General features: G+C 74.4%; 23 protein-coding genes. 15 read left to right on the top strand and 8 right to left on the bottom strand.

The features are described from left to right. Nucleotides 1-97 precede the first annotated feature (97 nt). The 4 genes from OG823_RS13235 to OG823_RS13220 all read left to right on the top strand — a co-directional run bounded on the left by OG823_RS13235 (nt 98) and on the right by OG823_RS13220 (nt 3,891). The gene (locus OG823_RS13235; protein WP_371479698.1) at nt 98-1,135 is read left to right on the top strand and encodes an ABC transporter ATP-binding protein; all 1,038 of its coding nucleotides are present in this window, start codon (nt 98-100) and stop codon (nt 1,133-1,135) included. Next, the gene (locus OG823_RS13230; RefSeq protein ID WP_371479697.1) at nt 1,132-1,854 is read left to right on the top strand and encodes an ABC transporter permease; all 723 of its coding nucleotides are present in this window, start codon (nt 1,132-1,134) and stop codon (nt 1,852-1,854) included. The genes OG823_RS13235 and OG823_RS13230 overlap by 4 nt, the downstream gene beginning before the upstream one ends. An 8-nt stretch (nt 1,855-1,862) precedes the next feature. Then, on the top strand, nt 1,863-3,134 hold the full coding sequence (locus OG823_RS13225) for a sensor histidine kinase (RefSeq protein ID WP_371479696.1): 1,272 nt from the start codon (nt 1,863-1,865) through the stop codon (nt 3,132-3,134). Nucleotides 3,135-3,252: 118 nt separating this feature from the next. Continuing rightward, complete coding sequence (locus OG823_RS13220) at nt 3,253-3,891, top strand: response regulator (RefSeq protein WP_371479695.1); 639 nt, start codon at nt 3,253-3,255, stop codon at nt 3,889-3,891. Nucleotides 3,892-3,999: 108 nt separating this feature from the next. Here the strand turns inward: OG823_RS13220 and OG823_RS13215 are convergent, their stop codons facing one another. Further along, nucleotides 4,000-4,878: a transglutaminase family protein gene (locus tag OG823_RS13215; RefSeq protein WP_371479694.1), complete on the bottom strand. Its 879-nt coding sequence runs from the start codon at nt 4,876-4,878 to the stop codon at nt 4,000-4,002. A 55-nt stretch (nt 4,879-4,933) separates the two neighbouring features. Further along, on the bottom strand, nt 4,934-5,914 hold the full coding sequence (locus OG823_RS13210; protein ID WP_371479693.1) for a GNAT family N-acetyltransferase: 981 nt from the start codon (nt 5,912-5,914) through the stop codon (nt 4,934-4,936). Nucleotides 5,915-6,100: 186 nt separating this feature from the next. Here OG823_RS13210 and fdxA point away from each other — a divergent pair, with 186 nt between their 5' ends. Then, entirely contained in the window at nt 6,101-6,427 is a 327-nt protein-coding gene (gene fdxA, locus OG823_RS13205) for a ferredoxin (RefSeq protein ID WP_030061559.1), read from the top strand. Nucleotides 6,428-6,444: 17 nt separating this feature from the next. After that, nucleotides 6,445-7,590 carry a succinyldiaminopimelate transaminase gene (gene dapC, locus OG823_RS13200; protein WP_371479692.1) on the top strand — a complete coding sequence of 382 codons (1,146 nt, stop codon included), beginning with the start codon at nt 6,445-6,447 and terminating at the stop codon, nt 7,588-7,590. 78 nt (nt 7,591-7,668) lie between these two features. On the opposite strand, the gene OG823_RS13195 is transcribed toward dapC, so the two are convergent. Together OG823_RS13195 and OG823_RS13190 are read right to left on the bottom strand one after the other, a co-directional pair. Next, nucleotides 7,669-8,427, bottom strand: coding sequence for a hypothetical protein (locus OG823_RS13195; protein ID WP_371479691.1), 759 nt, complete (start codon nt 8,425-8,427; stop codon nt 7,669-7,671). Between the two features lie 454 nt (nt 8,428-8,881). Continuing rightward, nucleotides 8,882-9,853, bottom strand: a complete 972-nt coding sequence (locus OG823_RS13190) for a hypothetical protein (protein WP_371479690.1) — start codon at nt 9,851-9,853, stop codon at nt 8,882-8,884. A 209-nt stretch (nt 9,854-10,062) separates the two neighbouring features. Here OG823_RS13190 and dapE point away from each other — a divergent pair, with 209 nt between their 5' ends. Beyond that, nucleotides 10,063-11,136, top strand: a complete 1,074-nt coding sequence (dapE, locus tag OG823_RS13185) for a succinyl-diaminopimelate desuccinylase (RefSeq protein WP_371479689.1) — start codon at nt 10,063-10,065, stop codon at nt 11,134-11,136. Between the two features lie 218 nt (nt 11,137-11,354). Continuing rightward, nucleotides 11,355-12,164, top strand: a complete 810-nt coding sequence (locus OG823_RS13180; RefSeq protein ID WP_371479688.1) for a TIGR00730 family Rossman fold protein — start codon at nt 11,355-11,357, stop codon at nt 12,162-12,164. Nucleotides 12,165-12,185: 21 nt separating this feature from the next. Here OG823_RS13180 and folP read toward each other — a convergent pair whose 3' ends face one another. Next, on the bottom strand, nt 12,186-12,998 hold the full coding sequence (gene folP / locus OG823_RS13175) for a dihydropteroate synthase (RefSeq protein ID WP_371484461.1): 813 nt from the start codon (nt 12,996-12,998) through the stop codon (nt 12,186-12,188). Between the two features lie 175 nt (nt 12,999-13,173). On the opposite strand from folP, the gene OG823_RS13170 reads away from it, so the two are divergent. Both OG823_RS13170 and OG823_RS13165 read left to right on the top strand, forming a co-directional pair. Then, complete coding sequence (locus OG823_RS13170; RefSeq protein ID WP_371479687.1) at nt 13,174-13,638, top strand: DivIVA domain-containing protein; 465 nt, start codon at nt 13,174-13,176, stop codon at nt 13,636-13,638. Beyond that, nucleotides 13,635-14,216: a DNA-3-methyladenine glycosylase I gene (locus OG823_RS13165; RefSeq protein ID WP_371479686.1), complete on the top strand. Its 582-nt coding sequence runs from the start codon at nt 13,635-13,637 to the stop codon at nt 14,214-14,216. Before OG823_RS13170 ends, OG823_RS13165 begins: the two co-directional genes overlap by 4 nt. A gap of 57 nt (nt 14,217-14,273) precedes the next feature. Here OG823_RS13165 and OG823_RS13160 read toward each other — a convergent pair whose 3' ends face one another. Beyond that, the gene (locus OG823_RS13160) at nt 14,274-15,074 is read right to left on the bottom strand and encodes an enoyl-CoA hydratase-related protein (protein WP_371479685.1); all 801 of its coding nucleotides are present in this window, start codon (nt 15,072-15,074) and stop codon (nt 14,274-14,276) included. A 294-nt stretch (nt 15,075-15,368) separates the two neighbouring features. Here OG823_RS13160 and OG823_RS13155 point away from each other — a divergent pair, with 294 nt between their 5' ends. Next, nucleotides 15,369-15,536, top strand: a complete 168-nt coding sequence (locus OG823_RS13155; RefSeq protein WP_014137929.1) for a DUF3117 domain-containing protein — start codon at nt 15,369-15,371, stop codon at nt 15,534-15,536. A gap of 124 nt (nt 15,537-15,660) precedes the next feature. Here the strand turns inward: OG823_RS13155 and OG823_RS13150 are convergent, their stop codons facing one another. Next, entirely contained in the window at nt 15,661-16,248 is a 588-nt protein-coding gene (locus tag OG823_RS13150) for an O-methyltransferase (protein WP_371479684.1), read from the bottom strand. Between the two features lie 380 nt (nt 16,249-16,628). On the opposite strand from OG823_RS13150, the gene sigE reads away from it, so the two are divergent. The 4 genes from sigE (at nt 16,629) to OG823_RS13130 (ending at nt 19,972) form a co-directional block, all read left to right on the top strand. Next, nucleotides 16,629-17,348 (top strand): RNA polymerase sigma factor SigE, encoded by a 720-nt coding sequence (gene sigE, locus OG823_RS13145; protein ID WP_371484460.1) that lies wholly within the window; start codon nt 16,629-16,631, stop codon nt 17,346-17,348. Then, on the top strand, nt 17,345-18,505 hold the full coding sequence (locus OG823_RS13140) for a zf-HC2 domain-containing protein (RefSeq protein WP_371479683.1): 1,161 nt from the start codon (nt 17,345-17,347) through the stop codon (nt 18,503-18,505). The genes sigE and OG823_RS13140 overlap by 4 nt, the downstream gene beginning before the upstream one ends. 114 nt (nt 18,506-18,619) lie before the next feature. Further along, nucleotides 18,620-19,060 (top strand): sec-independent translocase, encoded by a 441-nt coding sequence (locus tag OG823_RS13135; RefSeq protein WP_371479682.1) that lies wholly within the window; start codon nt 18,620-18,622, stop codon nt 19,058-19,060. A 210-nt stretch (nt 19,061-19,270) separates the two neighbouring features. Then, entirely contained in the window at nt 19,271-19,972 is a 702-nt protein-coding gene (locus OG823_RS13130) for a hypothetical protein (RefSeq protein ID WP_371479681.1), read from the top strand. A 58-nt stretch (nt 19,973-20,030) separates the two neighbouring features. Here the strand turns inward: OG823_RS13130 and OG823_RS13125 are convergent, their stop codons facing one another. Beyond that, a complete protein-coding gene (locus OG823_RS13125; protein WP_371479680.1) occupies nt 20,031-21,191 on the bottom strand; it encodes an Mrp/NBP35 family ATP-binding protein in 1,161 nt (386 codons plus the stop codon). Nucleotides 21,192-21,237 lie beyond the last annotated feature (46 nt).

Genomic DNA, 21,237 nt, shown 5'->3' with positions numbered 1-21,237 from the left:
CGGGGACACGACGGCGCACACTGCCGCCGGGCGCCCCCCGAGCGGGACTCTTGTGGAGCGGGGCCGAGGTGCGGCCCGCCAGGAGAGGACCGGACGGATGAGCAGCGGGACGGAACTGAACGGGGGCGGTGAGGTCGCCGCCTTCCGGCAGGTCAGCAAGAGCTACGGCCGGGTGAAGGCGGTGAACGGACTCGACCTGGTGCTGCACCCCGGCGAGACGGTGGCGCTGCTCGGCCCCAACGGGGCCGGCAAGTCGAGCAGCCTGGACATGCTGCTCGGCCTGCGCGAGCCCGACGAGGGCACCGTCTCGCTGTTCGGCGGGACGCCACGGGCCGCCGTCCAGGCCGGCCGGGTCGGCGCGATGCTGCAGAGCGGCGGCCTGATGGGGGACGTCAAGGTGCGGGAACTGGTGAAGTTCGCCTGCGCCGTCCACCCGCGCGGCCGCGCCGTCGAGGAGGTGCTGCGCGAGGCCGGGATCACCGACCTCGCTGAGCGCAAGGCCGACAAGCTCTCCGGCGGCCAGGAGCAGCGGGTGCGCTTCGCGCTCGCGATCGCCGGCGCCAACGACCTGATCGTGCTGGACGAGCCGACCACCGGCATGGACGTCTCCGTGCGGCAGTCCTTCTGGGCCGGCATGCGGGCCCAGGCGGCCGCCGGGCGGACGGTGCTGTTCGCCACCCACTACCTGGAGGAGGCGGACTCGGTCGCCGACCGGGTGCTCGTCCTGCACCGGGGGCGGCTGATCGCCGACGGCACCTCCGCCGAGATCAAGGCGAAGGCCGGTGCCCGCCGGATCGGCTTCGAACTGCACGCGGCCGACGGCCCGTTCGACGAGGCGGTGCTGCGCGCCCTGCCCGGTGTCCTCGCACTGGACGTCAGCGGCCGGGCCGACGGCGTCAGGACGGTACGCATCCGCACCGCCGACGCGGACGCCGACGTCGCCGGCCTCTACCGGGCGGGCCTGTACCCGCGCGGCCTGGAGGTCACCGGCCTCGGCCTGGAGCAGGCCTTCCTGACCATCACGGGCGACCAGGACGCCCAGGACGCCGGCATCGGGAGCGTCACCACCGGCAGTGTCACCCCTGGCAGCGCCACCACCGGGAGCACCACCACCGCGAAGGAGAGCGTGCGATGACCACCCTGATCCAGCTGGAGATCATGCGCACCCTGCGCAACAAGCGGTACCTGATGTTCACGGTGCTCTACCCGGCGCTGCTCTACGTCTTCTTCATCAGCGCCTACAGCGGTGGAAGCGTGGCCGGGGGGATCCCGGCGAAGTCGTACTTCATGGTCTCGATGGCCACCTTCGGCGCCGTCGGCGCGGTGCTCACCGGCAGCGCGCAGAGGATCTCGCTGGAGCGCAAGAGCGGCTGGGTCCGGCAGCTGCGGCTGACCGCGCTGCCCGGCCGGGCCTACACCATCGGCAAGATCGCCTCCTGCGCGGTGACCACGCTGCCGGCCATCGTGGTGGTCTTCGTGATCGGCGGCTTCGAGGGCGTCGACCTGAGCGCCGCGCAGTGGCTCGGGCTCGGACTCGCCCTCTGGCTGGGCAGTTTCGTCTTCGCCGCGCTGGGCGTGGCCCTCGGGTACGCGGCGCAGCCGGACGCGGTGCAGCCCGTCGTGATGATCGTCTACATGCTGATGGCGCTCTTCGGCGGCACGTGGTTCCCGGTCGGGGACTCGCTGAAGAAGTTCGCCCGCTTCAACCCGGTCTACCTCTACAACCAGCTGGCCTCCTTCGTGCAGCCGGGCCACTCGCCGGACATCGCGGCGATGGCCGGCCTGGCGGGCTTCCTGGCCCTCTTCGTGGCGGCGGCGGCGCACCTGTACCGCAAGGACACCAAGCAGGCATGATGGCGCTCATGCCGAAGAAGCTCCTGGCCCGCCGCCCCGACGACCACGGGGCGGGGGGCCAGGAGGAGTCGTACGGCAACATCCCCGGCGCCGGCGTCGAGAACCGGCGCCAACTGCTGGTCAAGCTGGCGTGGATGCTGCTCTGGATGGTCTACCTGGTCTACCCGGTCAAGGACCTCACCGGCGGCGGGCACGGCCCGGTCGCCACGATCGCCGGGTGGGTGGCGCTGGTGGCCTTCCTGGCCGCGTACGTCGGCCTGATCGCCGTACGCTCGACCAGGCCGGACGGCTGGTGGGGGAAGTACCCGCTGGTCGGGGTGATGCTGGCACTGGCCGTGGCCACCTCGTTCGGATTCGGCCAGGCCTGGCTGACGCTGTTCACCTACGCGTCGGTCTGTGTCGCGGTCGTGCTGCCGGCCAGGGTCGCGCTGCGCGGCGTGCTGGCGACCACCGTCCTGGCGCTCGTCGTTGCGCTGCTCAGCCACGCCGACTCGGACACGCTGGCCGCGATCATCCTGCCCTGCTTCCTCGGCGGCGTCGCGATGACCGGCCTCCAGCGGTTGATCGCCACCATGCGGGAACTGCGCGACGCCCGGGCGACGGTGGCGCACCTGGCGGCCTCCGAGGAGCGGCTGCGCCTCGCCCGGGACCTGCACGACCTGCTCGGTCACTCGTTGTCGCTGATCACGCTGAAGAGCGAGCTGGCCGGGCGGTTCATGGACCAGGACCGGCCGCAGGCCGCCCGCGAGCAGGTCGCCGACATCGAGAAGGTGGCCCGGCAGTCGCTGGTGGACGTCCGCGAGGCGGTCAGCGGCTTCCGGCGTCCCACCCTGCCGGTCGAACTGGCCGCCGCCCGTACGGCGCTGGCCACCGCACAGGTCACCCTGGAGGCCGCTCCCTCGCTCGCGGACGCCTGGCCGGGGATCGGCAGCGAGGAGTCCGGGGTGCTGGCCTGGGCGCTGCGCGAGGCGGTCACCAACATCGTCCGGCACGGCGCGGACGCCACGCTCTGCACCGTGACGGCCGACCGGAGTTGGGAGGAGAGCGGCGAGCGGTTCGCCGTCCTGGAAATCACCGACGACGGCCCCGGGCCGGGCAAGTCCGCGCCGGGCAACGGCCTTTCCGGCCTCCGGGAGCGGCTGGCCACGGTCGGCGGGCGCCTGGAGACCGGCACCGGCCCGCACGACCGGGGCTTTCGCCTGCGGGCGGCGGTGCCACTGCCGGCCGTCGCCGAGCCGGCGGTCCGGCCGGAGGAGCGGTCGGAGCGGTCCGGGGCCTGAGCCTCGGCGGCCCGCCCGCCCGCGGCCTGCCGGGCGGGCGGGGCGCGGCGCCCCCGTCGTGAGGCGCCGGGGCGGACGCCCTGCCGGGCCGGTGCCGCGCGTTGCCTAGGCTGACGGCATGACAGACGAGACGGCACAGACGCCCGTGCGACGTGTGAGGGTCCTGCTCGCCGAGGACCAGGGGATGGTGCGCGAGGCGCTGGCCGCGCTGCTCGGGCTGGAGGAGGACATCGACGTCGTCGCCCAGGTGTCGCGCGGCGACGAGGTGGTGGACGCGGCCGTCGCGCACGAGGTGCAGGTCGCCGTGCTGGACATCGAGATGCCCGGGATGACGGGCATCGAGGCGGCGGCCCTGCTGCGCGGACGCCGGCCGGAGACGAAGATCGTGATCGCCACCACCTTCGGCCGCCCCGGGTACCTGCGCCGGGCGATGGAGGCGGGGGCCGACGCGTTCCTGGTCAAGGACGCTCCGGCCGCCGAACTCGCCGAGGCGATCCGCCGGGTGCTGCGCGGCGAGCGGGTGATCGACCCGGTGCTGGCCGCCGCCGCCCTCGCCGAGGGCGCCAACCCCCTGACGGCCCGCGAACGGGACGTCCTGGCGGCGGCCGCGGACGGCGCGGTGAACGCGGACATCGCCGGGCGGCTGCACCTGTCGGAGGGGACGGTCCGCAACTACCTCTCGATGGCGATCCAGAAGACCGAGGCCCGCAACCGCGCGGAGGCGGTGCGGATCGCCCGGGAGAAGGGCTGGCTCTGACCTCCCTACCGGCACGCCGTGCCCCGGCCCCGCCACCCCCCCCCGGGAGGGTTGGCGGGCGCCGGCGTCGAGGTCCCGGGGCCGGCCCGTGCCCGGGTTCGGCCGGGCCTAGTTCAGCCGGTGCCGGGCCGCCCGGGCCTCCTGGCGGACCCGGGTGGCGGTCTCCGGGTCGAAGGCGTCCAGGATCTCGGCGTAGGAGTCCATCTCGGCGGCGCCGGCCAGGAAGTCCCCGGTACGGACCAGCAGTTCGGCCCGCTCCAGGCGCAACTGGGCGGGGTGGCGCGGCAGCAGCAGCGAGAGCTCGGTGGCCCACAACTGACTGCGGGCGTGCTCGGGCCGGTCGGCGGCCCAGTGGCGGATGTTGCCCAGCACCCGCAGCACGATGTCCAGCGGCTGGGCGGGGGCGAGCATGTCGGGGGAGAAGACGTGCCCCGCGCTGTGCGCGAAGTGGGCGGCGTCGTCCGGGCCGAGCAGCCGCCCGCCGTGGAACGGGTCGGCCAGCACGTACTCCTCGCCGCCGGCCGGTCCGCCGACCGCCACGACGAAGTGCCCCGGCAGGGCCACCGCCCGGACGGAGAGTCCGGCCCGGGCGGCGACCGCGATCCAGACCAGCGACAGCATGATCGGCAGGCCGCGGCGGCGCCGGAGCACCTCCGGCAGCAGCGAGGACTCCAGCCGGCGGTAGTCGGACTGCCGCCCGTGGAAGCGCTCGCGTCCGCCGAGCACGGCCGCCAGCAGCGCGGCGGTCTCCTCCGGTGTGCCCGGCGCGCGCTCGGCCACGGCCAGCCGGACGGCCGCCGCGTGCCGCTCGATGGCCGCCTGGCAGGCCGCGAGCAGCTCCTCCAGGGTGGGCGGCTCCTCGGCCCCCGGCTCGAACGGGCGCCGGAGGAGGGTGTGTTCGGCGGCGGCGAGCACACAGAGCAGCACCGGATCGGGGTGCTCGGCCCTGGCCTCGGCGCGGAAGCGTGCTCTGCTCTGCTCGGTCACGGTCGCTGCGACGGCTTTCGTGGTGAGGACTGGCTTTCGTGTGAAGCTGCTGACGCTACCGCTGGGGAAGGCGTGCGTAGTGGTAAGTGTGACTGGTCGTGAAGCCCAGTCCGTCATAGAGGGCGATCGCGTTCTCGTTCTCCGCCTCGACCTGGAGGTACCCGCCGGTGGCGCCCTCCTCGGCGGCGCGGGCGGCGAGCACCGCCATCAGCGCGGTGGCCAGCCCCCGGCGGCGGGCCGCCGGCGCGACCTCGACGGCGCCGAAGCAGGCCCACTCCCCGTCGATCACGCAGCGGCCGATGGCGGCCGGCGCTCCGTCCGGGCCCGGTACGGTCGCGAACCAGACGGACGGGCCGCCGTGGAGGACCCTGCGGGCGGCCTCCTCGACCTCGGGCTCGCCGGTCACCCTCCGGTACAGCGACATCCAGGCCGGGCCGGCGCCGCGCGACAGCCGCACGCCGCGCCAGGCGTCGGCCGGGGGTGCTCCCGGCCGGCCGCCGAGGCGGGCCAGCGGCGCCAGCGGCGCGGTGCGCACCAGGGTGGGCGAGTACACGGCGCCGAGCCGCTCCAGCTCGGCCGCCAGGTCGTCGGGCGAGCCCGGCACCGTCACCTCGAACCAGGCCGGCAGCGCGCGTCGCGCGTACCAGTCCCGGACGGCCTCCAGGGCCTGCGGCAGCGGCAGGCCGGGGTCGCCCAGGGCCTGGACGGAGTTGGCACGGCGGGTGAAGCCGGCCGAGGCGCGCAGCGTCCAGGCACCCAGCGGCTCCTGCTCGACGGCGGGCCAGCCGCGCGCCGCGATCCGCTGGAGCTCGACCACGCCGGTCCGGGGCAGCGGCGCCCGGCGGGCCGGGAAGAGCGGCACGGCCTTGCCCGCCACCAGCGCGTTCTCGGGGAAGGAGACCGGCTCGCCGCTGCGCGGCACCACCGTCAGCAGGCCCGGATCGTCCCAGGATGTGAGCACGCCGATCACATCGCGGAACACCGGCCTGTCGTCCACGAACTCCGAGATCCGCCGCACGGAGACGCGTCGTCCCACGTCAGAGCGGTCTATCCGGACCTCGGGCCGGCTCTGCGCCGTGCCTCCAGCCGCCATCTGGGCACCTCCTGTGCATTTGCGGTCCCTGACCCGCGATACTAGGGGCGGGCATCGACGACACGCGCTCACCCGCGCACGCGAGCAATACAGTTTGGGCGGACAGCCCTTCCGAGGAGGAACGACAGCGTGACCTACGTCATCGCGCAGCCTTGTGTCGACGTCAAGGACAAGGCGTGCATCGAAGAGTGCCCGGTCGACTGCATCTACGAGGGGGAGCGGTCCCTCTACATCCACCCGGATGAGTGTGTCGACTGCGGCGCTTGCGAGCCGGTCTGCCCGGTCGAGGCGATCTTCTACGAGGACGACACTCCGGAGGAGTGGAAGGACTACTACAAGGCGAACGTCGAGTTCTTCGACGACCTCGGTTCGCCCGGTGGTGCCTCGAAGCTCGGCCTGATCGAGCGCGACCACCCGTTCATCGCCGCTCTGCCGCCGCAGAACGCCGACCACTGATCGGTGGCAGTCGAGCAGTGAGCGGTAACGACACCACGCGCGCGCCGTTCCCGGGCCACCCGGGAGCGGCGCGCCGCGTATCAGACCTCCTTCCGGTGTTCCCCTGGGACCGGCTCGAGCCGTACAAGAGGACCGCGCTGGCCCACCCCGGCGGCCTCTGCGACTTCTCCGTCGGGACCCCGGTGGACCCGGTCCCCGAGGTGGTCCAGAAGGCGCTCGTCGCCTCCTCGGACACCCCGGGCTATCCGACCGTCTGGGGCCCGCTGGAGCTGCGCGAGGCGATCGCCGGCTGGCTGCACCGCCGGGTCGGGGCCGAGATCGGCCCGCAGGCCGTCCTGCCGACCGTCGGCTCCAAGGAGCTCGTGGCCTGGCTGCCGACGCAGCTCGGGCTGGGCCCGGGCGACCAGGTGGCCTATCCGCGGCTGGCGTACCCGACCTACGAGGTCGGCGCCCGGCTCTGCGGCGCCGAGCCGGTCGAGTACGAGGCACTGGACGAGCTGGACCCGGCCCGGGTCCGGCTGCTCTGGCTGAACTCGCCCTCCAACCCGACCGGGCGGGTGCTCGGTGAGGAGCAGCTGCGCGCGGCCGTCGAGTGGGCCCGGCAGCACCGGGTGCTGCTGGTCAGCGACGAGTGCTACCTGGAACTGGGCTGGGAGGCGGAGCCGGTCTCCGTCCTGCACCCGGACGTCTGCGGCGACGGGCACGAGGGCATCCTCGCCGTCCACTCGCTCTCCAAGCGCTCCAACCTGGCCGGCTACCGCGCCTCCTTCGTGGCGGGCGACCCGGTCGTGGTGCGGGAGCTGCTGGAGATCCGCAAGCACGGCGGCATGATCGTGCCGGCGCCGGTCCAGGCCGCGACCGTCGCCGCGCTCTCGGACGACGCGCACGTGGCCGAGCAGCGCTCGCGCTACGCGGCCCGCCGTACGGCGCTGCGCGCGGCGCTGGAGGCCTACGGCCTGCGCATCGAGCACTCCGAGGCGAGCCTCTACCTGTGGGCGACCCAGGACCGGCCCTGCTGGGAGACCGTCGCCGAACTGGCCGCCCTGGGCATCCTGGTGGCCCCGGGGGACTTCTACGGGCCGGCCGGCGAGCGCTTCGTCCGGGTCGCGATCACCGCGACCGACGAGCGGGTGGCCGCGGCCGTGGAGCGGCTGCGCCGCTGACGCCCGGAGCACGCGACGGCCGGGGGCCGGGAGCGACTGCTCCCGGCCCCCGGCCGTCGCCCGTCGTCCGCGGGAGGGTCAGCTGATGCCGCCGCCGCCGACACCGCCGAGCAGGCCGCCGACCGGGCCGAGGGCGCCCAGGCCGCCGGTCAGGTTGGTGAGCGAGGAGAGCGGGGAGCTGCCGCCGAGGTCCGGCACGCCGCCGAGGCGGTTGGCGGCGCCGTGCTCGCCGAGGCCGAGCAGCTCCGCGCCGGGCAGCGACCGGGTCAGCGAGCCGGTGGGCAGGGAGCTGGTGGGCAGCGCGCCGGTGAGCGTGTCGGAGCCGGGGACGGCGTTGGTCAGGGCGCCGGCCGTGGGAACGCTCTGCACCACGCCGGTGGCCTGGCCGAGGCCGCCGACCGGGGCCTCGGCGCTGCGGCCGGTGGCGGCGTGGCCGAGCTTGCCGGCCAGCGCCGGGGCGACCTGGCCCGCGACGCCGGAGAGCGCGCCGGTGGTGGCGGCGGTCTTGTCGACCGGGGCGGTCAGCGAACCGGTCTTCTCGTTGGCCTCGGGCAGGGTGGTCGCCACGATGTTGCCGGTGGCGTCGGCGGTCGCCGGCACGCCGGTGGCGACCGTGGCGGCCCCCGTGGCGCCGGCGGCGTTGCCGAGCTCGTGGGTGGTGTGCTGGAGGGTGGAGCTCGCGTCCGGGGCGGCCAACTGGGTCAGCGGCGCGCCCAGGTCGGTGTGCGGGACCAGGTCGGCGGCGGCGGAGGCGGACCCTGCAGCGACCAGAGGGGTGGCGCCGGCCGCGACGATGAGCGCAGCCTGGGCGATCCGGCGCTTGAGGGGGAGAGACATGGTGCTCCTAAGAGGTGTGGGTGAATCCCGTCCGCCGGGCGGACGACGTGATTACCGCTCGAGGAGCGAGAAAGTTTCGCTGGACCGAGGCGAGCAGCCGCCGAAGATCACATCATCCGCACGCACCCGGGCCGGGGGCCGTGCCCCCCGCACGACCGGATGGAGAACCGTCACTTCCCTTGGCGCGACAGGGCCGGGGCCCTCCGGGGGACGGGCCGCCGGAAGGCCCGTGCGCGGCCGTCGCGGGGAGGTGGGGAGCCCCGGCCGGTTGACCGGAATCACCCGGATGGCGGCGGCCCGCTCACCAGTGCGTCAACACGGCGGGTGCCCCGGTCGGGCCCCGTCCGGTCGGGCCCCGTCCGGTCGGGTCGTCCGCCGGACGGGGACGCTCCCGGGGCGGCGGGGCCGACCCTTCGCGCCGCCCCGGATGCCGGGGCGCGCCCGGGTGTCCGGGTCAGCCCTTGGCGGCGCTCGTCGGGCTGGTGGGGTTCGGGGCCAGCGAGACCAGGACCAGGGTCGTCGAGGTGCCCGCGGGCTGCGGCTTCCAGCCGTCCGCCGACTTCGCCATCCGCCAGATCTTCCCGTCGTACGCGACCGTCCGGATGCCCAGCTGCTGTGCGTGGGTCACCGCCCAGTGCGCGACCGCCCAGCCGTTCTGCCGGGCCGCGTCCGGTCCGGAGTCGGTGCTCGCGGACGGCTCGGGGGTCAGTGACACCGCGTTCTCGGCGCCCTTGACGGTGGACGAGTAGCCGCCGGCGGCCGTGACGGTACGGCCGAACTCACGGCGCACCCGGTCGGTCAGCTGCTGCGTCCGGTCGGGTGCGGCCGCCGGCGCCGTGGGGGAGGCGCCCGCCGTGGCCGGGTCGGTGGCGGGGGCCTCGGGCGCGTCGAACTCGTGCACCACGCAGTTCACCGAGGCGGCCTCACGGCCGGTCAGCGCCGAGGCGAGCAGCGTCGCCTTGGCCTCGTGCTTGGCGTACGCCTGCGGGTAGCCGCTCTTCTGCACCTGCTGGGCCGCGTCGGTCAGCGGCAGCCGGGTGTAGCCGGGCACCTTCACCAGGCTGTCCAGGAACTTGTTGGTGGCGTACACCGGGTCGCCGATCTGCTCGGCGGTGCCCCAGCCCTGCGACGGGCGCTGCTGGAACAGGCCGATCGAGTCGCGGTCGCCGCCGGCCAGGTTGTGGATCTTCGATTCCTGCATCGCGGTGGCCAGCGCGATCGTCACCGCCCGGTCCGGCAGACCGCGCGAGTGCGCCACCGCGGAGATCGTCGCGGCGTTGGCGGCCTGCGGCAGCTCCAGCGTGCCCGTACCGGCCGGGGTCGTCACGGTGCAGCCCTCGGCGACGACCTTGCCCCGGTGCAGCCAGTACAGCGCCCCGGCCGCGATCGCGCCGAGCACCACCAGAACGGTCAGTACCTTCAGCACCCGGCGCAGTGGCCCGCGCCGACGGCCGGCAGCCCCGGAGCCGTCCCGCTCGCCATCCGTCCTCCTGGCCACCGCCACCCCTCTCGCCCGTCCACTTGCTCCGACACCGTACCTAGTCGGACGGATGTGCGGCGCCGACGGTTGCGGGCCGGGCGGCCCGGGCGGGGCGGGGCCCGGCGTGAGGGCGCCCGCGGATACGCTTGCGGACCATGAGCAGCCCGAACACGCCCCTGGACCTCACCCTCGACGGCGGTGCGCTGACCGCGCGGCTCGTCGACTTCCCGTCGGTCAGCGGCGACGAGCAGGCGCTCGCCGACGCCGTCGAGGCCGCGCTGCGGGCCTACCCGCACCTGACCGTCGACCGCCACGGCAACAACGTGGTCGCCCGGACGAACCTGGGCCGCGCCGAGCGCGTGCTGATCGCCGGCCACCTGGACACCGTGCCGATCGCCGACAACGTGCCCAGCTATGTCGAGGGCGACCTGCTCTACGGCTGCGGCACCTCCGACATGAAGTCCGGCGTCGCCGTCCAGCTGCGGCTCGCCGCCACGCTGCCCGAGCCCAACCGCGACCTCACCTTCGTCTTCTACGACTGCGAGGAGATCGAGGCCTCCCGCAACGGCCTCGGCCACCTCGCCGCGCGGTACCCGGACTGGCTGACCGCCGACTTCGCCGTCCTGATGGAGCCCAGCGGAGCCGTGGTCGAGGGCGGTTGCCAGGGCACCCTGCGGGTCCAGGTCCGGCTCACCGGCGTACGGGCCCACGCCGCCCGCAGCTGGCTCGGCGACAACGCCGTCCACCAGGCCGCCGAGGTGCTCGGCCGGCTCGCCTCGTACGAACCGCGCCGGGTGGACATCGACGGCCTGGAGTACCGCGAGGGCCTCAACGCCGTCCGGATCGACGGCGGCGTGGCCGGCAACGTCATCCCCGACGAGTGCGTGGTGACCGTCAACTTCCGCTACGCGCCGGACCGCGACGAGGCGGCCGCCGAGGCGCACGTGCGCGAGGTCTTCGCCGGGTACGAGGTCACGGTCACCGACTCCGCGCCCGGCGCGCTGCCGGGCCTCGACCGGGCCGCCGCCCGCGCCTTCCTGGCGGCCACCGGCGGCAGCGCCCGCGCCAAGTTCGGCTGGACGGACGTGGCCCGCTTCAGCGCCCTCGGCGTCCCCGCGGTGAACTACGGCCCCGGCGACCCCAACCTGGCGCACAAGCGCGAGGAGCACTGCTCGCTCGCCGCGATCGCCGAGGTCGAGCAGCGCCTGCGGGACTGGCTGCTCGGTTAGGCCCGGCTCGCTCGCTCGCTCGCCGTTCCGGGATGGGGCCGGGGCGGCTCGGTGCTCGCTCCGGGTACGGGGACTGCGCAGGTCGGACCGGTCGGGGCGCCCGATCGCGGTGACGGCGGGTCGGTCTTCGGGTGTCCGCCCGGGTGTCATCTGCCGGTCTCCGGACGGACCCTTCGCCGTTCCCCCTAAACGGGCGGCGGCGGGCGTAGGGTTTCGTCATGACAGGCACAGGAGACGAGAAGGACTACGGACACGGGCCCGAGCGGGTGGGCGAGCCGCGCCCGAAGAAGGCCTGGCCGGAGAAGCAGAAGGGCCCGGTGCTGGTCCGCCGCGACCAGGTCGGCACCGGCACCACGGACCAGCGGCTGCTGGACACCACCGGCCCCACCGACTGGCTGCACACCGACCCCTGGCGGGTCTGGCGGATCACCTCGGAGTTCGTCGAGGGCTTCGGCGCGCTGGCCGAACTCCCGGCCGCGATCAGCGTCTTCGGCTCGGCCCGGACACCCGTGGACTCCCCCGAGTACGCGGCCGGGGTGGCGATCGGCCGGGCCCTGGCCGAGGCCGGCTACGCGGTCATCACCGGCGGCGGCCCGGGCGCGATGGAGGCCGCGAACCGCGGCGCCTCCGACGCCGGCGGCCTGAGCGTCGGTCTCGGCATCGAGCTGCCCTTCGAGCAGGGGCTGAACGAGTTCGTCGACCTCGGGCTGAACTTCAGGTACTTCTTCGTCCGCAAGACGATGTTCGTGAAGTACGCCCAGGGCTTCGTCGTCCTGCCGGGCGGGCTCGGCACGCTGGACGAGCTGTTCGAGGCACTGACGCTGGTGCAGACGAAGAAGGTCACCCGGTTCCCGGTGGTGCTGTTCGGCACCGCGTACTGGGGCGGCCTCTTCGAGTGGCTGAAGAACACCCTGGTCGCCGAGGGCAAGGCCTCCCCGAAGGACCTGGAGCTGTTCCACATCACCGACGACATCGACGAGGTCATGAAGATCCTCGCCGAGACACGCCGCCCCGACTCCGAGATCTGACCGGACCGGAGCCGAGCCCTGCTAGGCCAGCCCCCGGCGGGCCACCGCCGGGGGCCGGGTGCCGCGGATCGAGGCGACCATGTCCAGCACCTGCCGGGTCTCGGCCACCTGGTGCGCCCGGTAGATCCGGGCGCCCAGCCAGGCCGAGACGGCGGTGGTGGCGAGGGTGCCGAGCAGCCGCTCGTCCACCGGCCTGTCGAGGGTCTCGCCGACGAAGTCCTTGTTGGAGAGGGAGACCAGCACGGGGAAGCCGGTGGCGGTCATCTCGGGGAGCCGGCGGGTGGCTTCCAGGGAGTGGCGGGTGTTCTTGCCGAAGTCGTGGCCCGGGTCGATCATCACCGCGTCCCGGCGCACGCCGAGGGCGACGGCCCGCTCGGCCAGCCCCACGGTGACCTTCAGGATGTCCGCCATCACGTCCGGGTAGCCGACCCGGTGCGGGCGGGTGCGCGGTTCGGCGCCGCCGGCGTGGGTGCAGACCAGCCCGGCGTCGAAGCGCGCGGCGATCTCGGCGAGCTTCGGGTCCACACCGCCCCAGGCGTCGTTCAGCACGTCGGCGCCGGCCTCGCAGACCGCCTCGCCGACCTCGTGCCGCCAGGTGTCCACGCTGATCACGGCCTCGGGGTGGCGCTTGCGCAGCTCGGCGACGAACGGCACGGTGCGGCGCAGTTCCTCCTCGACCGTGACCTCCTCGCCGGGGCCCGCCTTGACCCCGCCGATGTCCAGGATCGCCGCGCCCTCGGCCATCGCGCGGTCGGCGGCGGCGAAGGCCGCGTCGTCCGCGAAGGTCGCGCCGCGGTCGAAGAAGGAGTCCGGGGTGCGGTTGACGATGGCCATGATCACCAGCTCGTCGTCGCCGAACTCACGCGGTCCCAGGCGCAGTGCCACCGATGTCTCCTCCTCAGCTGCTGCGGGTGCGATGATGGCCCCCGGCCTACTCGGGGACCATGCTCGCACTTTGTAGGGGTCGGCACGCTTTGCGGGGCCGATCGGGACGTCTGGAGGACAGCTCGTGTTCTGGGTGATCGTGGTGGCGATGGCCGTGGTGGTCGGCGGCGCCGCGCTGGTGGCGCTCGGTGGTGGCGGATCGCTGCCGGAGGCGGTGCAGGACCGGATCTCCGCCCGGCTCCCGCAGGACCGGCCGTTGAGCCGTACCGATGTGGACGGGATCCGGCTGCCCATGGCGGTGCGCGGCTACCGGATGGACGAGGTGGACGAGGTGCTCGACCGCCTCGGCGCCGAACTCTCCTACCGGGATTCGCGGATCGCCGAGCTGGAGGCGGCCGCCGCCCTGCGCGGCGCGGTCGAGGCCGGTCCGGACGCCGTGGCCGGTGCCGAACCGCTGCCGGGGCTGGAGGAGTTCGCCCACGTGGTGGCACCGTTCGCGGCGTCGGAGCAGGCTCCGGCCGAGCGGGCCTCGCTGGAGAAGGCGCCCCAGCAGCCGACCTCGGCGGACGAGCCGGTGGCGGATCGTTGAGCGGCCTGCTGGCCGGTCCGGACGGGCTGCTGCGGTGCGCCTGGGGCGAGTCGGCGGACGACTACCGGGTGTACCACGACACCGAGTGGGGCCGCCCGGTCCACGGTGACGACGCGCTCTTCGAGCGGGTCTGCCTGGAGGCGTTCCAGTCCGGTCTGTCCTGGATCACCATCCTGCGCAGGCGGGAGGGCTTCCGTTCGGCGTTCGCCGGTTTCGGGATCGCGGCGGTGGCCGAGTTCGGGCCGGCCGACGTCGAGCGGCTGCTCCAGGACGCCGGCATCATCCGCAACCGGGCCAAGATCGAGGCCTCGATCGCCAACGCCCGGGTCGCCCGTGACCTGGACGGCGGGCTGGACGCGCTGATCTGGCGCTTCGCCGGGGCCCCGGACCGACCGGCCCCCCGGGCGCTCGGCGACGTGCCGGCCGTCACGCCGGAGTCGACCGCGCTGGCCAAGGAGCTGAAGAAGCAGGGCTTCCGCTTCGTCGGCCCGACCACGGCGTACGCGCTGATGCAGGCGTGCGGCCTGGTGAACGACCACCTGGCGGACTGTCACGCCCGCACCGGGCCCCGCCCCTGACACGGGCCCCTGCGGCCGCCCTGGGGCCCGTGCAGGACCCGGGCGGCCGTCCCGGCCTCAGCGCCCGAGATAGACGGGCTTCTCCTTGGCGAGGAACGCGTCGACCGCGATCCGGTGGTCGGCGCTCGCCCCGGCCAGCGTCTGCAGCTCGTCCTCCTTGTCGAGCAGCTCGTCGAGCGAGTGCGAGGCGCCGTACGCCAGCGACTCCTTGATCGCGCCGTACGCGACGGTCGGGCCCTCGGCCAGCTTCGCGGCGAACGCCCGCGCGGCGGAGGCGAGTTCGGCCGCCGGGACGACCTCGGTGGCCAGGCCCAGGGCCAGTGCCTCGGGAGCCCGGACGGTGCGCGGCAGCATCAGCAGCTCGGTGGCCCGGGCGTGCCCGACCAGCCGGGGGAGCGTCCACGACGCGCCCGAGTCCGCGGTCAGTGCCACGCCGGCGAAGGAGGTGTTGAAACCGGCGGTGTCGGCCATGATCCGGAAGTCGCACGCGAAGGCCAGCGACGCGCCCGCGCCCGCCGCCACCCCGCCGACCGCGGCGACGGTCGGTTTGCGCATCCCGGCCAGGGCGCGGACCAGCGGGTTGTAGTGCTCGGCGACGGTGCGCAGCGCGCCCTCGCCGGTCTCCTCGGCCCGCCTGAGCAGGCCCACGTGCTCCTTGAGGTCCTGCCCGACGCAGAACGCGCGGTCCCCGGCGCCGGTGAGGAGCACCGCCCGGACGGCGGGATCCCCGGCGACCGCGGCCACGGTGTCGCGCAGGGCCACCTTGACCGCGGTGTCCAGCGCGTTCATCGCGTCCGGTCGGTTGATGGTGATGACGGCCAGGCCGCCGTCCAGCTCGTACAGCACGGAATCGGACATGAGGGTGAGGGCTCCCGGCTCGGTGGGGTGGGTCCTGTGTCAGGATGCCGGAGCGGGCGGCCCGCTGGGGAGTGTGAGGTATCGCACGTTTCGTGTGCGTGCGGATCGGTGCCGCGGCAGGCGATCCGGCACGAATTCTCCCGCTTTGGGCGGGTCCGGCCACGGTTGTACTGAGAGTGATGTTGGTCATCGGGCCGCCGGATGCGGGATAATGGCTTCCGATCAATGCGTTCGATACCGGCGGCGGACGGACAGCCGGTACGTAGCTGCGCGGTTGCAGGAAGGGGAACGAGCATGGCGGCCATGAAGCCGCGGACGGGTGACGGCCCGCTCGAGGTCACCAAAGAGGGACGGGGCATCATCATGCGCGTTCCGCTGGAAGGCGGCGGACGCCTGGTGGTGGAACTCACGCCGGACGAGGCCGACGCCCTGGGCGAGGCCCTGAAGAAGGCTTGCGGCTGACCGCAGCGGAAGTTCCCTCATCTCCTCGAGATGTGCACGGAGCCCGGGCCGACACACCGTCGGCCCGGGCTCCGTGGTGTCCGGGCGCGGCCCGCGGGGGCCGGGAGCGGACGGGGCGGCCGGGTCAGCGCTTCACCGCGCAGAGCAGCCCGTCGCTGACCGGCAGCAGGGCCGGCAGCAGGTCCTCGCTCTCCCGGACGTCCCGGACCAGCTCGCGCACGGCGTGGGTCTGCCGGTCCCGGTGCGAGGGCTCGGCCAGCCGCCCCTCCTGGAAGACGCCCTCGAAGCAGACCATCCCGCCGGGCCGCAGCAGGCGCAACGATTCTGCAAGGTAGGACCGGGACTCGGCGGGGTCGCCGTCGCAGAAGACCAGGTCGTACTGACCGTCCGCGAGTCGTGGCAGCACGTCCAGGGCGCGCCCGGGGATGAACCGGGCCCGATTGGCCGCGAACCCGGCCGCCAGGTAGGCCTCCCGGGCGAACTGCTGGCGGACCGGTTCGGAGTCGACGGTGGTGAGCACACCGTCCGGGCGCATCCCGCGCAGCAGGTAGACCCCCGAGACGCCGGTGCCGGTGCCGATCTCGGCGACCGCCTTGGCGTCGAGCGCGGCGGCCAGCAGTCGCAGGAAGGCCCCGCCGCTCGGCCCGATGGCGCGGATTCCGGTCCTGGCGGACTGGGCCCTGGCGTAGGTCAGGACCGCGTCCTCGCTCACGTAGGTGTCGGCGAGGGCCGCGTTCGCGGAGCCGAACTCGGTGATGGCTGCCTCTTTCGGAGCGCCGGGTGTCGGCCCTGTGCCGACCGGATGTCGATATTTCCTGGCACAGATTACTGGCCGCCCGGGAACCGCGTCCGGCGGCGGGCCGTTGGTGAAGTCGGGAACGGACGACGGGAGTGCGTACCAGAGGGCTGATAGCGCATGAGGGGCGTGCTCGACCAGGGGTTGAGCACTTTTATCCGGATCTGACGGGTGAGGTGGATATGGTGGTGGCCCTGCTGGGCAGAAGAGCCGACCGAGGAGGTGTGGCCGAGGGCGACGTCCCTGTGCGGTGGCATTCCCGCGCCGCCACGTCGGCCCGTACGCCGAAGCCCGTGATGAACCAGCCTGCGCCCACCCCCCTGGACAAGCCGGCCGGCGGCACCGCCGAGGCCCCCGCCGCTCTCGCCACCTTCGCCGAGGGCCCCGACGCGCAGACCTGGACCCCGCCCTCCTGGGAGGAGATCGTCGAGGCCCACAGTGCGCGCGTGTACCGACTGGCCTACCGGCTGACGGGTAACCAGCACGACGCCGAGGACCTCACCCAGGAGGTCTTCGTCCGGGTCTTCCGCTCGCTCTCCACCTACACGCCCGGCACTTTCGAGGGCTGGCTGCACCGCATCACCACCAACCTGTTCCTGGACATGGTGCGCCGCCGCCAGCGGATCCGGTTCGACGCCCTCGGCGACGACGCCGCCGAGCGCCTCCCCAGCCGTGAGCCGAGCCCGGCCCAGCACTTCAGCGACACCCACTTCGACGCCGACGTCCAGCAGGCGCTCGACACCCTCGCCCCGGAGTTCCGCGCCGCCGTGGTGCTCTGCGACATCGAGGGGCTCTCGTACGAGGAGATCGCCGCGACGCTCGGTGTGAAGCTCGGTACCGTCCGCAGTCGCATCCACCGCGGCCGCTCGCACCTGCGGGCCGCGCTGAAGCACCGCGCCCCCGGCGCGGCGCCCGGGCGCGAGCGCCGTGGCGGGTCCGAGGAGCCGGTGGCGGTGGGCGCGCTCGCGGCCGAGGCGGGCGGTGGCCCCGACCGGCGTGGACGGAGGCGGTCGTGAGCGGTGTCGGCCGGTCCGGGCCGCACGAGTCCGCGGGCCGGGCGCAGGCCCGGCGGGGCGGTGGCTGGGCCCAGCTCGGCCGCCGCGGCGGAGCCGACGCCGAACCGGTCACCACCTCCCCGACGGCCGCCGCGCCCGAGAGCGAGCTGCGCCCGGTCGCCCTGCGCGCCCCCGAGCCCGTCGTCGAGGAGCACCACCTCGGCGAGCGGCTCTCCGCCTTCGTGGACGGTGAACTCGGCCACGACTCCCGCGACCGGGTCCAGGCCCACCTGGCGACCTGCCCGCAGTGCCTCGCCGAGGCCGACGAGGGCCGGGCGGTCAAGCACCTGCTGACGCACACCGGCACGCCGGCCCCGTCCGGCACGCTGATGGCCCGGCTGCTCGCCGTCGGCGCCCTCGGCGACCGGCCGGACGACGCCGACACCACGGCGGCCGGCCGGGCCCGGGACGACGACTCCGACGACCACCCGCGCTCCGGCTCCGGCGGCCCCGGCGGCGGCACCCCGGCCGCCGTCACCGGCACGCTCGGCGGCAGCCGGCTGACCGGCGGCTCGTTCGGGCGCGGCGCGGGGTCCTCGTTCGGCGCCGGCGCCCTGGGCGCCGACGCGCCCCTGCCGGGTGTCGACCCCCGGGCCTTCGGGCGCGGCTCGGTGCTCCGCCCTCTGATGGGCCGCCGCGGCCCGCAGGCGGGCTCCGGGGCCCCGCTCGCGACCCAGGGCCAGGACGTCTCCGGCGGGCCCGCGGCGGACGCCCCGGAGCCCGTCGTACGCACGGCGCCCCGGGCCCGGCGCTTCGTCTTCGCCGCAGCCGCCGCCGGGGCGTTCTCGGTCGCCGCGGTCACCCTCGGCGGGATCGGCGGTCCTTCCGTGCCCTCGGGCGGGGACCGCTTCGGCAGCTCGGTGACGCCGCCCCACGGTCCGGCGGACGGCTCCGCCCAGGTGCCGGCGGTGTCGGGCCGGATCCCGGTCGACTTCCCCGGCATCCCGGTGGCGGCCACCAGGACGGCCGCGGTGCCGGGCACCAACTCGGGCCGGCTCCCGTACGCGGGGAGCCCGTACACCGCAAGCCCGTACGGCGGCCTGCCCTCCGCGGGCCCGCCCTACCCGGACAACGCGTACGGGGACGGCTTCGGCGGCGGTCCGTCCGCAGGCCGGTGAGCCGCGTTCGGCCATCGGCGGGTTTTCACCACGGCTTCATCACAGCGGGGCCCGGTGACCCGCCGGCGGCCATTACGCTGTAGGCACCGTCGTCCGAAGAGCGTGGGAGCTTGCGTGTTCACAGACATAGGCCCACTGGAACTGGTCACGCTTGTCATCATGGCCATCGTGATCTTCGGGCCGGACAAGCTCCCCAAGCTCATCCAGGACACCATGGGGTTCATCCGGAAGGTCCGCTCCTTCGCCGACAGTGCGAAGGAGGACATCCGCAGTGAGCTCGGCCCGGAGTTCAAGGACTTCGAGTTCGAGGACCTGCACCCCAAGACGTTCGTCCGCAAGCAGCTGATGGGCGGGGACGACGACCCGCTCGGGCTCAGGGACATCCGCGACAGCCTCGACATCAAGTCCGTCCTGGACGACCGGCCGGCCCCGTCGGTGAACGGCCGCGCGGGCACGGTCAGCATGGAGAAGGCCGCCTCGACCGGGGCGGCCGTGGCCTCCGGCGCGCCGCTCGGCGCCGGTGAGCGTCCCCCGTTCGACCCGGACGCGACCTGACGCCCGGCGCCCGCCCGACGCGCCAACGCCCCGCCCGGCCCCTCGGCTGAGCGGGGCGTCGGCACGTACGCCGCTATTGTGCTGATTGTCTCCGCCGTGCGCGTCCCGCCCCGGCCCCCGTCCGGGCCGGGACGCGCACGGCGGACACGCCGCGGAAGGCCGTGATCGGAGCGCCCCGCGGCAGGGAACACGCGCGGAGGAGGCCCGGGGATGGACGCGACGAGTCATGCGGTGGGAACGGCGGAGGCTGACGGCCCCCCGGCCGGTGGGGTGACCCCCGCCGTGCCGGGCGGGCGGGCCCGCCCGGTCGACCCGTTGGCGCCCTACCAGGCGGCCGACTTCCCCTGGTACGGGCTGGACGAGGGCTGGACCGGCCGCCGCCGGCTGATGCAGGCCGGTGCGGGCACCGGCCCGCGCGGCGGGCGGCCCGCCGTGGTCGACTACGGCACGCTGGGGCACGGCGACGAGCCGGCCAAGGCGTACGAGGCGCGTGACGTGCGGCGGTTCGCGGTGGTGGTCACGATGGCCCGCCGCGACGTGCGGCGCAGCGCCGACAACACCGGCACCCTGGAGGCCACCTCGGCCTCCTCCGCCGCCTGGCTGGCCGGCTCGGGCCTGCTCGCCGCCACCTGGCCGGGCCAGCTCGACCGCGCCCTGCGCCAGGACTGGATGGACCAGCAGGCCGCGCTGGCCTGGGATCTCGCGGACGACCTGGACGGCCCCGGTTGGTCCGCCCTCAGCCTGCCCGTCAACGGTCTGCCGCAGCCCTTCCGCTACCGCGAGTCCGAGTACGGCTGGGTGCTGGCCGGCGAGGCGCCCGGCGTCCTGCTGGGCGCCTACGGACGCGGCGTCAGCGCCTACGGCGTCGGCTTCGCGGCCGTCCCCGACCTCACGGCCTACACCCGCCCGTAGCGCGCGACGGCGCGGGGCGGGGCGGTGTGCACCGCCCCGCCCCGCGCCGTCGGCCGTTCTAGAACTTGTTCTTCGGGGTCAGCCCCAGCGAGAGGCCCGAGAGGCCGCGCCGGCGGCCGCCGAGCTTGCCGGCGATGGTCCGCAGAGCGGCGCCCGCCGGGGAGTCGGGGGCGGCCAGGACGACCGGGGTGCCGTCGTCGCCGCCCTCGCGCAGGCGGACGTCGATCGGGATGCTGCCGAGCACCGGGACGCTCGCGCCGACCGAGCGGGTGAGCGCGTCGGCGACGGTCTGGCCGCCGCCGGTGCCGAAGACGTCGATCATCTCGTCGCAGTGCGGGCACGGCATGCCGGACATGTTCTCGATCACGCCGACGATCTTCTGGTGGGTCTGCAGCGCGATGGTGCCGGCCCGCTCGGCCACCTCGGCGGCGGCCATCTGCGGGGTGGTGACGATCAGGATCTCGGCGTTCGGCACCAGCTGGGCCACCGAGATCGCGATGTCGCCGGTGCCCGGCGGCAGGTCGAGCAGCAGGACGTCCAGGTCGCCCCAGTACACGTCGGCCAGGAACTGCTGGAGCGCGCGGTGCAGCATCGGTCCGCGCCACACCACCGGGGCGTTGCCCGGGGTGAACATGCCGATCGAGATGACCTTCACGCCGTGCGAGGACGGCGGCATGATCATGTCCTGGACCTGGGTCGGACGGCCCTCGACGCCCAGCATGCGCGGCACGCTGTGCCCGTAGATGTCGGCGTCCACCACCGCGACCTTGAGGCCGTCGGCCGCCATCGCCGCGGCCAGGTTCACGGTCACCGAGGACTTGCCGACGCCGCCCTTGCCGGAGGCGACCGCGTACACCCGGGTCAGCGTGCCCGGCTGGGCGAAGGGGATCTCACGCTCGGGGGCGCCGCCGCGCAGCAGGCTGGAGAGCTCCTTGCGCTGCTCGTCGCTCATGACGTCCAGCTCGACCTCGACGCCGGTCACCCCGGGGACGGCGGCGACCGCCTCGGTGACCCTGTTGGTGATGGTCTCGCGCATCGGACAGCCGGAGACGGTCAGGTAGACCGCGACGCGCACCGCGCCGTCCTCGGCAATCTCGACCGATTTCACCATGCCGATCTCGGTGATCGGTCGGTTGATCTCCGGGTCGTTCACGGTCGCCAGCGCCGCGCGCACGGACTCGTCCGTGACGCCGGCCGCAACCTCTGTCTCGTTGGCCATGCCTTGATGGTACGGCGCGCCGCCTTGCCGCCCGACTCACCGGTGG

The sequence above is a fragment of the Kitasatospora sp. NBC_00315 genome, from assembly GCF_041435095.1.
Classification (GTDB): Bacteria; Actinomycetota; Actinomycetes; order Streptomycetales; family Streptomycetaceae; genus Kitasatospora.
Note: the sequence above shows the minus strand (reverse complement) of the source record. Positions and strands in the feature narration are given on the sequence as shown.